The 11,040-nt window shown below is 46.5% G+C and carries 12 protein-coding genes; 7 read left to right on the forward strand and 5 right to left on the reverse strand.

Features of this window, described 5'->3' with window-relative positions; genetic code table 11:
* Window positions 1–19: 19 nt before the first annotated feature.
* Window positions 20–328 carry a DUF4339 domain-containing protein gene (locus AC08OG_RS12130; RefSeq protein ID WP_482929621.1) on the forward strand — a complete coding sequence of 103 codons (309 nt, stop codon included), beginning with the start codon at window positions 20–22 and terminating at the stop codon, window positions 326–328.
* Complete coding sequence (locus AC08OG_RS12135; RefSeq protein WP_482929622.1) at window positions 286–879, forward strand: pentapeptide repeat-containing protein; 594 nt, start codon at window positions 286–288, stop codon at window positions 877–879. The genes AC08OG_RS12130 and AC08OG_RS12135 overlap by 43 nt, the downstream gene beginning before the upstream one ends.
* A 9-nt stretch (window positions 880–888) precedes the next feature.
* On the opposite strand, the gene apaG is transcribed toward AC08OG_RS12135, so the two are convergent.
* The 3 genes from apaG to pgl are packed head-to-tail and all read right to left on the reverse strand — an operon-like array spanning window position 889 to window position 2,951.
* Complete coding sequence (gene apaG / locus AC08OG_RS12140) at window positions 889–1,269, reverse strand: Co2+/Mg2+ efflux protein ApaG (RefSeq protein WP_014708098.1); 381 nt, start codon at window positions 1,267–1,269, stop codon at window positions 889–891.
* The gene (locus AC08OG_RS12145) at window positions 1,259–2,239 is read right to left on the reverse strand and encodes a glucokinase (protein WP_482929623.1); all 981 of its coding nucleotides are present in this window, start codon (window positions 2,237–2,239) and stop codon (window positions 1,259–1,261) included. Before AC08OG_RS12145 ends, apaG begins: the two co-directional genes overlap by 11 nt.
* Before the next feature lies 1 nt (window position 2,240).
* The gene (pgl, locus tag AC08OG_RS12150; protein WP_292353643.1) at window positions 2,241–2,951 is read right to left on the reverse strand and encodes a 6-phosphogluconolactonase; all 711 of its coding nucleotides are present in this window, start codon (window positions 2,949–2,951) and stop codon (window positions 2,241–2,243) included.
* Between the two features lie 141 nt (window positions 2,952–3,092).
* On the opposite strand from pgl, the gene AC08OG_RS12155 reads away from it, so the two are divergent.
* On the forward strand, window positions 3,093–3,803 hold the full coding sequence (locus tag AC08OG_RS12155; RefSeq protein ID WP_292353642.1) for an SIMPL domain-containing protein: 711 nt from the start codon (window positions 3,093–3,095) through the stop codon (window positions 3,801–3,803).
* A gap of 85 nt (window positions 3,804–3,888) precedes the next feature.
* On the opposite strand, the gene ilvA is transcribed toward AC08OG_RS12155, so the two are convergent.
* Complete coding sequence (gene ilvA, locus AC08OG_RS12160) at window positions 3,889–5,403, reverse strand: threonine ammonia-lyase, biosynthetic (RefSeq protein ID WP_292353641.1); 1,515 nt, start codon at window positions 5,401–5,403, stop codon at window positions 3,889–3,891.
* Window positions 5,404–5,519: 116 nt separating this feature from the next.
* Between ilvA and rpiA the strand changes: the two genes are divergently transcribed.
* The 3 genes from rpiA to lolD are packed head-to-tail and all read left to right on the forward strand — an operon-like array spanning window position 5,520 to window position 8,150.
* The gene (gene rpiA / locus AC08OG_RS12165; RefSeq protein ID WP_292353640.1) at window positions 5,520–6,182 is read left to right on the forward strand and encodes a ribose-5-phosphate isomerase RpiA; all 663 of its coding nucleotides are present in this window, start codon (window positions 5,520–5,522) and stop codon (window positions 6,180–6,182) included.
* Between the two features lie 47 nt (window positions 6,183–6,229).
* Window positions 6,230–7,477: a lipoprotein-releasing ABC transporter permease subunit gene (locus AC08OG_RS12170; protein WP_482929624.1), complete on the forward strand. Its 1,248-nt coding sequence runs from the start codon at window positions 6,230–6,232 to the stop codon at window positions 7,475–7,477.
* Entirely contained in the window at window positions 7,470–8,150 is a 681-nt protein-coding gene (gene lolD / locus AC08OG_RS12175; RefSeq protein ID WP_482929625.1) for a lipoprotein-releasing ABC transporter ATP-binding protein LolD, read from the forward strand. Before AC08OG_RS12170 ends, lolD begins: the two co-directional genes overlap by 8 nt.
* Before the next feature lies 1 nt (window position 8,151).
* Here the strand turns inward: lolD and AC08OG_RS12180 are convergent, their stop codons facing one another.
* The gene (locus AC08OG_RS12180; protein ID WP_292353637.1) at window positions 8,152–8,688 is read right to left on the reverse strand and encodes a DUF2062 domain-containing protein; all 537 of its coding nucleotides are present in this window, start codon (window positions 8,686–8,688) and stop codon (window positions 8,152–8,154) included.
* A 44-nt stretch (window positions 8,689–8,732) separates the two neighbouring features.
* Here AC08OG_RS12180 and AC08OG_RS12185 point away from each other — a divergent pair, with 44 nt between their 5' ends.
* Window positions 8,733–11,000, forward strand: coding sequence for a DNA internalization-related competence protein ComEC/Rec2 (locus tag AC08OG_RS12185; protein ID WP_482929626.1), 2,268 nt, complete (start codon window positions 8,733–8,735; stop codon window positions 10,998–11,000).
* The last annotated feature ends 40 nt before the right edge of the window (window positions 11,001–11,040 follow it).

Raw genomic sequence — 11,040 nt, forward strand, 5'->3', positions numbered from 1 at the left:
TGTTGCCAAAGACCGGTCAATGAATAAATTCAGTACAAAATGGTATACACGCCAGGATAAGACCATCAGTGGCCCTTTCACAAAGGCCCTGCTGAAAAGTAACCTGCAATTGGGCAGAATTAATGCTCAAACGGAAGTCAGCACTGATCAGAAATATTGGCAACCGCTGGGCGATATCATCGCCCTGGACACTGTTGACCCGGTCATCCCCCTCCCTTACCCATTGATGAACGTGATGGTTTTGATAGGCGCAATGAACAGCCTCTTACCGAAGCCGAACGTGAAATGCGTCGGCAACAGCGACGCAAACAGGAACCGGACTTTTTAATTCAGCAGCGCCAACAGCGCAGTGAATTATTAAAAAGACTCAAACCTGAACGTCCTGCCCGTTTTTGGCCGATATTTACTATCAGTGTGATTTTAACCAGTGTATTTGTAGGTGCGATTTTATTTCCAACCCCTTCGAATCTTTCTGAAGCAGATTGTGATACCGCTCCGGCCCCATTAGTGAATTGGGAAAACTGTCTGAAACCCGGCATGGATATCCCTTCAGCCATGTTAACGGGGGCCAACCTTCGCAATAGCGGACTCGCCATGTCGAATATGATGAATGCTGATTTGGTTGGGGCTGATTTAAGCTATGCAGATTTACCGCTCAGTAACCTGAGTTATACCAATTTTCAGGGAGCCAATTTGAAAGGAGCCAACCTGCAGCAGACTGATTTGTCTTACAGTAATTTATCCGACAGTGATTTGAGTTTTGCCAATTTACGTGATGCCAAACTGGGGGGCAGTGATTTGCAAAATGCAAAATTGGACAAAGCGATCTGGATAGATGGCCGTATATGTGCGGCAGGTTCCATTGGAAACTGTTTATAAGCCGGGTTATTAATGCAGCTTTTGCGGAGCAGCCAATGTGAATGCCGGGATATCGACCGCAAAACGACTGCCGCTGTCATCCATCATATTATAATGGCCCTGCATCATACCGACTGGGGTATCCAGCATAGCCGCACTGGTGTAGGTAAATGTTTCTGTCGGCGCCAGATAAGGGTGCTGACCAACCACGCCATCACCTTCCACTTCCTGTTCATGACCATCGCCACCAGTGATTTTCCAGTAACGTGATAATAACCGCGCTGGCGTATCGCCCTCATTGGTAATGGTAATGGTATAGGCAAAAAGATATCTTGCTCTGGCCGGATCAGATTCATGATCCAGGTAAGTGGTTTCAACGTTCACCATAATGTGATTTTTTTTATCGGTCATGGTCAACATTATACAATGCTTTTCGAGCCAACAAACGTGCTCCACGAAGTCCCACATCATGATTGTTGATCAAATACACCGGTATCTGCTCCAGCACCCCACGCATCCTGCCTTTTGCCAGAAAAGACTGCATGAAAAAGCCCTGTTCAAATAAGGCCAGATTCTTTACCGCAATACCTCCAGCGATAAAAATTCCGGCTCTGGGCAGAGTCATTAGCGCCAGATTACCCGCCTGAGCCCCGTAAATCTGCATAAATAACTGCATGGCTTTTACTGCCGCGGGATCTGTTTCTTGCAGAGCAGACTGACTTATCTGTTCTGCCGTTAAATTCAATGTCGTGTTGTCACCTTGCTGTTCGGCAATAAACTGGTACAGCATAACCAGGCCGGAGCCTGATAATACCCGCTCGTAGGAGACATGCTCAAATTGTTCAAACAGTTTATTCAATAAAGCGTGCTGTTGGGTGTCCTGAGCAGCAAAGTCGGTATGGCCGCCTTCTGTCGGCCATACCCGCCAGCTTTTATGGAGAGGTGACAGAATAGCCTGCCCCAACCCGGTACCTGCACCAATGACTGCTCGTAATGATTTGGCTTCCGGCTTACCTTGCTGCAGCACAATGAGATCATTCTCTTCAAGTTCACCGATACCATGACCCACCGCGGCAAAATCATTGACCAGGCAAAGCTCAGCAAGTGGAAATTGCTGCTTCAGCTTATCGCTATCGATGATCCAGGGTCGATTCGTCAGTTGCACTCGGCGTCCACTTAACGGTGCTGCCACGGCAAAACATGCGCTACTGACTGGCAGAAAATCGACGGCTACAGTAGATAAAAACGCTGTCAGCAGACTTTCAAAATCAGCATAATCATCATTTTCCAAACGTTGTTGCAGAATAATTTCACCTTCGAGGTGACTGAGTTGCAACAAGGTTTTGGTACCGCCGATATCTGCAGCTAACAGGGTTTGCATATTATTGTGCCGCAGCAGCCTGGTCCATAAACCAGTAATAATCACCTGTCGGCGCGAGCCGCTGAACCGGTAAGCCGGATACCGCCTCACTGGTAATATCTCTGACAATATCTGCTTTCGCTTCACCGGCGATAAACACAATCACCTGTCTGGCTGAGTTGATTACCGGATAGGTCAATGTTACGCGCCAGGATTGAAATTTCTCCACAAACAGACTGGTTGTCAGCGTATCGGTAACGTCCAGTGCGGGAGTATCTGGAAACAGTGAAGCAATATGACCATCAGGCCCTAACCCGAGGAGCACCAGATCAAAAGGATTATCTTCCATCACCATTTTGATGGTACTGGCATAACGAGTTGCAACCTCAGCAGCATCGCCACTTTCGGTAGGCATGCGATGCACATTCTCAGCCGGGATAGGTAAATGATCCAGCATTGCCAGTCTGGCCATTTTAAAGTTGCTGTCATCGTGAGTGGCCGGCACACAGCGCTCATCACCAAAAAATATCTGCACTCTTGCCCAATCTATCTGTTCGATATAAGGTGAAGTAGCCAGTTTCTGATACAGTCCTTTTGGTGTCGAACCACCGGCAAGCGCAACATAAAATACGCCTCTTTTGGCAATGGCTGAACGGGCGGTCACCACAAAATGTTCGGCAGCAGCCTCGATCAGCGTATCAGAATCAGGCAGAATTTTTTGTTCAGCTTTCATGTCTATCCTCAATATTAAAAATAATTTTTGTGCGGTAATCAGCTGACAGTGTCAGTCAAATCCTGCTAATTTAGCAATCAAGCTGCACCGACAGCAAGCCAAATAACACTTCAATCCACTTCTCACAGGAACCTTCACTTTATGAAAAATACTTTTTTTATTGTTGCCATGTTGTTTTATTCCGCGTCTGCTGCAGCTGAAACAGAAATAAACTTTAACCTAATCAATCTCAATGCAACAGCCGCCACCGAAGTGGCAAATGACAAGGTAAGCAGTGTGATTCAGGTAATGCTTAATGGCACAGATCCGGCTAAATTGGGTCAGCAGGTCAATCAACGCAGCAATCAGTTACTGGCGAAAATCAAAGATTTTGATGCGGTCAAATCTCAAACCACCGGCTACCAAACCCGCCCGATGTATAAAGACAGTCAAATCGTCTCCTGGCAGGTAAGCCAGCAAATTCGCTTAGACAGTCACGATTTCAATCAGATGAGCGAATTATTGGGTGAAATTCAATCTCTTGGCACAGTACAATCCATGGAATTTTCATTATCCGACGAATTAATCGAATCAACTCAAAACGACCTGATGCAACAGGCTATCAGCAAGTTTCGTAATAAAGCATCGTTAATTCAGCAGCAATTTGATGAACCGGGTTATCGCCTGGTTAATATGTCAGTCAATACCAGCGGCTATGCGCCGGTTCATCGCATGGAAAGCAGCATGATGATGTCCGCCGATATGAGCAGCAAAAGTGCACCCGTAGCACTTGAAGCTGGCAGCAATAAAGTCTCAGTTGATGTCCATGGCCAGATTCAATTGATCAGTGATACCACCACGCTAACGGATTAAGACTTATAGTTCTTTCATTTCCGCTTCTGTTGGACGAAATGCGTCTCCAGCAGTAGTTGCTCTGAAAGATAAACAAGCCCTAGGCTTACTTTAAAAACAAATCGTAGGCCGGGTTGTCGGTTTCCAACCAGTGGACATAGCCAAGATTATCCAGGAACGCCTGAAATTCTTCATTGAATTCAGGTGCTACCTGAATCCCAACCAGCACCCGGCCATACGCTGCTCCATGATTACGATAATGAAACAGGCTGATATTCCAGCGCTGACCGATATGTGTCAGAAAACGTAACAAGGCCCCCGGTCGTTCCGGAAATTCAAAACGAATCAGACGTTCATTTTCAGCTTGAGGTGCATGGCCACCAACCATATAACGAACATGTAATTTCGCCATTTCATTATCGCTAAAATCGATCCACTGGTAGCCCGCTTGAGTCAGGTTTTCAAAGAGAATCTGTCGTTCTTCTTCACGACCAGACATCCGCACCCCAACAAACACCTGTGCCTGCTGTTTATCAGCATATCGATAATTAAACTCGGTTATTCCGCGTTCCGCCAAAGTCTTGCAGAAGCGTTGGAAACTACCCGGCTGCTCGTCAATGGTTGCGGCAAACAATACTTCCCGGCGTTCCCCAATTTCAGCCCGTTCTGCCACATGCCGGAGCCGATCAAAATTCATATTTGCGCCGCTGTTGATAACCACCATGGTTTTGTCATACAAACCATTTTGCTGAATATATTTTTTGGCACCGGCAATCGATAACGCCCCTGAAGGCTCGGCAATTGAGCGGGTATCATCAAACACATCCATTATCGCAGCACAGATTTCATCGGTCTCCACCGTCACCACATGATCAACCGTTTTTTGTGCAATCCGGAATGGCTCTTCACCAACCTGTCTGACCGCAGTTCCATCGGCAAACAACCCTACCTGATCCAGTTTGACTCTTTCACCGGCATCCAGAGCGGCTTTGAGACTCGCAGCATCGGCAGGTTCAACTGCAATAATTTTGATTTCAGGCCAGATGGCTTTTATATAAGCCGCCATTCCGCCTAGCAAACCGCCGCCACCTACCGGAATAAATACTGCATAAACTGGATCGGGATGCTGGCGCATGATTTCCATCGCAATGGTGCCCTGTCCGGCTATCACCAGAGGATCATCATAAGGATGGATAAACACCCGTCCCTCATCAGCAGAAACTTGCTTGGCATAATCAAACGCTTCATCGTAACTATTACCATGCAAAGTAATGTCAGCACCCAACATACGTACCGCTTCCACTTTGATTGGTGGCGTAGTTATCGGCATAACAATGATGGCGGAAATACCCATTTTGCTGGCGGCCAGCGCAACACCTTGCGCATGATTACCTGCTGAAGCGGCGACCACCCCCTGCTTTCGCTCAGCATCGGTTAAGTGGCTCATCCTGTTATAGGCACCACGCAATTTAAAGGAAAAAACCGACTGCAAGTCTTCGCGTTTAATCAGAATCTGATTATTCAGCCGCTTGGATAATCTTGGCATCAAATCCAAAGGGGTTTCGATAGCGACATCGTAGACGCGCGCTTTAAGGATTTTTTCTACATAGCCTGTGAGCATGGTGTTCCAGATTCAGTCTGTTAGGTTAACAAAGATGACTACGTTACCATTGACCATCATTTATCTCTATAATTAGCCGGATAAAATCAAGCCATTCAAATTAACAAGGAATCGCAATGACTGCTGATGAAATGAAGAAACAAGCTGCGTGGTCGGCTTTGGAATACATTACCACTGATGGTGTCGTAGGTGTTGGCACCGGCTCTACCGTTAATCACTTTATTGATGCGTTAGCTACCATTAAAGGTCGTATTGAAGGTGCTGTATCCAGTTCAAATGCTTCCACCCAACGGCTCAAGGATTACGGCATTCATGTTTTTGATTTAAACGAGGTTAAAGAAGTCGCGGTATATGTAGATGGTGCAGATGAATCAAACCACAATCTGCAACTGGTTAAAGGTGGTGGCGGTGCATTAACCCGCGAAAAAATTATTGCAGCAGTGGCTGATAAATTTGTCTGTATTGCTGACGCAACCAAACTGGTTGATGTGCTGGGCAAATTCCCGTTACCGGTTGAAGTGATCCCGATGGCGCGTAGCTATGTCGCCCGTGAAATCGTTAAACTGGGCGGTCAGCCAGTTTATCGTGAAGGCGTGATCACCGATAACCATAATGTCATTCTGGATGTGCATGGTCTGGATATTATGGAACCTATCAAACTGGAAAAAACACTGAACGATATCGTTGGCGTAGTGACTAACGGCTTGTTTGCGATGCGTCCTGCGGACGTGTTGTTACTAGGCACCGAAAACGGTACCCAAACCGTCAACCCAAAATAATATGCACTAGCCCGCTGTAATAGCGGGCTTTTTGCCAGAGCGAATATATGTTCAGACCTCTAAGTGTCTATATCGGCGCCCGTTATACCCGGGCTAAACGGCGTAATCATTTTATTTCATTCATCTCGATGACCTCTATGCTGGGCGTCGCGCTCGGTGTGGCCGCATTGATTACCGTGTTATCGGTAATGAATGGTTTTGAAAAGGAATTACGCGAACGCATTCTCGGTATGACATCACATGCTTTTGTCACCGGCTCGGATGGCACACTGGCTGACTGGGAAAAGGCCGAGGTACTTATCGAAGGCTTCCCAAGAGTTATAAATACTGCTCCTTTTGTTGAAGGCCAGGCAATGCTGAATCAGGGTAGCCGGGTTCGAGGCACCCAAATCCGTGGGGTTGATCCCGCTTTGGAGCCTAAGGTTTCCAGTATTGGTGACAAAATCATTCAGGGTCGCTTTGACTCACTGCAACCGGGCAGTTACGGCATTATTCTGGGTAAGGATTTAGCCATTACCATGGGCGTGGGCACCGGCGATAAAATCACGGTGATCACACCACACGTTACCCCAACCCCTGCCGGGGTTATTCCCAGACTGAAACGTTTGACCGTATCAGGTGTTTTTGAAATCGGCATGTATGAATATGACAGTGCGTTAGCCATCATGAATATTGAGGATGCCGCTAATTTATTCCGCATACCCGGCAAAGTAACGGGCCTGCGATTGCAACTAGACGATGTCTATCAGGCTCCAAGAATTACCCGAGAGCTTTTACAAACCCTGCCTGCAGAATATCGCGCAGCTGACTGGACTTACCAGCATGCTAACTTTTTCCGTGCCTTAAAAACCGAAAAAACCGTGATGTTTGTCATTCTGATGCTGATTGTGGCCGTTGCGGCATTTAACATCGTTTCAACGCTGGTAATGATGGTAACCGATAAATATGCAGATATTGCCATTTTGAGGACGCTGGGCATGTCACCGCGCGGCATCATGGGGATTTTCATGGTGCAGGGTATTGTTATCGGTCTCATTGGCACAATTCTGGGGGTGATAGGTGGGGTCATTCTGGCGTTGAATGTCTCTAACATTATCGCCTGGATAGAAACCATTTTAGGCTACCAGTTCCTGCCAGCAGAAGTGTATTACATCAGTGACCTGCCTTCCGATTTGCATTGGAACGATGTCACGGTGATTGGTATTACTGCCTTTGTTTTATCCATTCTTTCGACTATCTATCCTTCCTGGCGTGCCGCTCAGGTTAAACCGGCTGAGGCTTTACGTTATGACTGATAACACGGTAATTCGCTGCGAAAAACTGGTAAAGCGCTATAAAGACGGTAATCTGGAAACCCCAGTATTACAGGATATTAATCTGCAAGTGCTTGCTGGTGACCGTATTGCGATAGTCGGCAGTTCAGGTTCCGGTAAAAGTACGCTATTGCACCTGCTTGGCGGACTGGACGGTCCAACTGACGGAAAAATTGAGGTATTGGGTCAGGATATCAGCAAACTTTCAGTCAATGATCTCAGTAAATTACGCAATCAATCATTAGGCTTTGTTTACCAGTTTCATCATTTACTACCTGAGTTCACGGCAGAAGAAAACGTTGCTATGCCACTGGTTATTGGCGGCATGCATCCCAAGGCAGCCAAACAACAGGCCGTTGAACTGTTACAACAGGTAGGACTGGGTCACCGGGCACATCATAAACCCAGCGAATTATCGGGTGGTGAACGTCAGCGTGCGGCACTGGCTCGCGCATTAATTACCAAACCTGCCTGCCTGTTGGCTGATGAACCTACCGGAAATCTGGATCACCAGACTGCTGAAGGTATTTTTGATTTGATTATGAAATTGAATACGGAACTGGGTACAGCACTGGTCATCGTAACGCATGACAGACAACTTGCTGCCAGAATGGATCAGCAATTAACGTTGATTGATGGCAAATTACAAAATTGATTTATTTATCTTTTCGTTTAGCTGAATTTTGGCGCTGGTAGCGTTTTAACCAACTGTTGATCACGACCAGACGCCAGATTAATCGAACAATAATCACACCCGCTAACGCAGCCAGCGCGCCGCAGATTACCGAACCGAGTAATAATGGTTGCCAGATAAATCCTATCTCCTGCCACAACCATTCCAGACTGAAAGCAAATTCATGCGTGCGCAGTGGCACATCCAGCAGGATAGCGCCGACTTTATAAGTGAAAAAGTAAATTGGCGCCATGGTCAATGGATTGGTTATCCATACACACATCACGGCAATAGGCAGGTTTACCCGTAACCAGATAGCCAGCAGACCCGCCACCAGCATTTGTCCGGGCATCGGTATAAAGGCAAAGAAAACCCCTATCGCCACCGCCGCAGATACTGATCTGCGGTTAAGATGCCACAATTCCGGCGCCATGATCTTTTCGCCAAAACGCCGCATATGCTTATGCTCGCGCATGGTGACATGATCTGGCATGATTCGTTTTAGGAACTTACGAGGCATTACGTCTCAGTATTGCTGATAAACGGCGGTCATTATAGGGATATATGATTAAACCTGCCATTGCATTTTTGTCGGGCTGTTTACTGGTGGCATGGTTGCCCCAGCTGCTCTCTCCATATTGGCTGCTCACTTTAATCCCCTTGATGATTATTGTCTGGCGGCGGTCTCAATGGACCGTTATGTGGTTTGTTGTGGCGGTAGTATGGGCAAGCTTCCAGGCTCAGCTCAGAATAGATGATCAGCTTGATCCTACACTTGAGAGACAGGATATTGTGGTGTCAGGTTTCATTACTTCCTTACCACATCATAACGATCAACGAATCCGTTTTGAATTCAAACCTGAAAATAACGATTTAAAGTTGCCCGATAAGATTCGCTTGAGTTGGTATTTCCCTCCTCCCAACCTCCCCCAATCCGGTGAAAAATGGCAGTTCTCTGTTCGCTTGAAAGCCCCACATGGTATGTCCAACCCGGGTGGGTTTGATTACGAAGCATGGTTGTTTCAGCAACAGATCGGGGCTACCGGATATATACGGGAATCTGATCATAATCAAAAATTACATTCAGCAAATTTGCTATCGGTTAATCATTGGCGCGCGCAGTTAATAGATAAAATGTCCGACGTCTTAAAGCAAAGTCCTTCGCTGGCGTTAGTTCAAGGGCTGGCTGTTGGTAACCGTGACAATATGCAAACAAGCCAATGGGATACTTTACGACAAACTGGTACCAGCCATTTACTGGCAATCTCCGGATTGCATATAGGACTCGCTGCAGCACTGGGATTTTTTATTGCCAAACTGCTCTGGCGAATACGCAGTCGTCATTTATTAACATTAAGCGACAGGCAGGCCGGTGCTGTTGGCGGATTTTTACTGGCTTTGTTCTATGCCTTGCTGGCCGGATTATCCATCCCGACTCAGCGTGCATTAGTAATGGTCAGCGTGGTGATGCTCAGTATCTTTATAAAACGTCGTACTGATCCGCTGCATGTGCTGAGTCTGAGCTTGATATTGATTCTGATGCTGGATCCATTTGCGGTTCTGGCAGCAGGTTTCTGGCTTTCATTTGCTGCTGTTGCCTGCATTTTGTATATAGCACAATATCGACAACCGGCCAGAAAATGGCTCTGGCTGCATATTCATCTATGGATTGCAATAGGTCTGACGCCATTACTTTTACTGTTTTTTCAGGAAACCTCGTTGATTGCACCGTTAGCTAACCTGCTTGCGGTGCCGGTGATCAGTTTCCTGGTTGTTCCGCTGTTGTTAATTTCCATGCTGTTGTTAAGCTTTGATCTGCGATTGGCTGAATGGCTGCTGCAACTTACAGAATGGTTGTTATCCAAATTGTGGTGGTATCTGGAGTGGCTGGCACAATCACCCTTTTCTGTCTGGCAAACACCTGTGTTTCCCGTTGAGCTGCTCGCCATATCAATCATTGGCACGCTGATAATACTTGCCCCACGGGGTTGGCCTTTACGCTGGCTGGGTGCTGTTATGTTATTGCCACTTTTTTATTATCTGCCAAATAAACCAGAAAGCGGTGAAATCTGGTTTACGTTACTCGATGTGGGACAAGGCTTGTCAGCCGTAGTGCAAACTGAAAATCATACATTGGTTTTTGACACCGGTCCGGCTTTTGGTAATTTTGATACCGGTGCTGCAGTGGTAGTGCCTTATCTTCGATATCAAGGTATCAAGCAACTCGATATGCTGATGATAAGTCATGCAGATAACGATCATATTGGCGGAGCAAGTGCCGTTTTATCAAGCTATCCCACTAAACAGATTCTAAGCAGTGATCCTGATAAATTAGCTGGCAGTGAATTCTGCAGAGATGGCCAGTCATGGCAGTGGGATCAGGTCCGGTTTGACGTTTTACATCCTGATAAAGATCAAACCGGTAGCCGTAATGATTTATCCTGCGTACTTAAAATCAGCGGTCCATATGGTACGGTTTTATTGACGGGCGATATTGAGCGAAAAGCCGAGATAAAACTTATAAGACAATATGAGCAGCAGCTCAAAGCCGATATTCTGATTGCACCTCACCATGGCAGCCGCAGCTCATCCTCTACGACGTTTATCAGGCAGGTTTCTCCACGCTATGTTTTATTCGCCAGTGGTCATCAAAACCGCTACAACTTTCCTTCTGAAGAGGTAGTTTACCGTTACCAGGATATTGGCAGCAAAACATTTCAAACGGGTAAACAAGGTGCATTATCTATCAAACTCGACCAACAAATCGATTTAATGCCCATTGGATGGCGGGAGCAACACCGTAGAATATGGATGCGTAACGCTACTGAATAAATGCGTTTTCACGTATCATGGCAACATTTCATTAACTGGG

Source organism: Methylophaga sp. F7 (assembly GCF_056863975.1).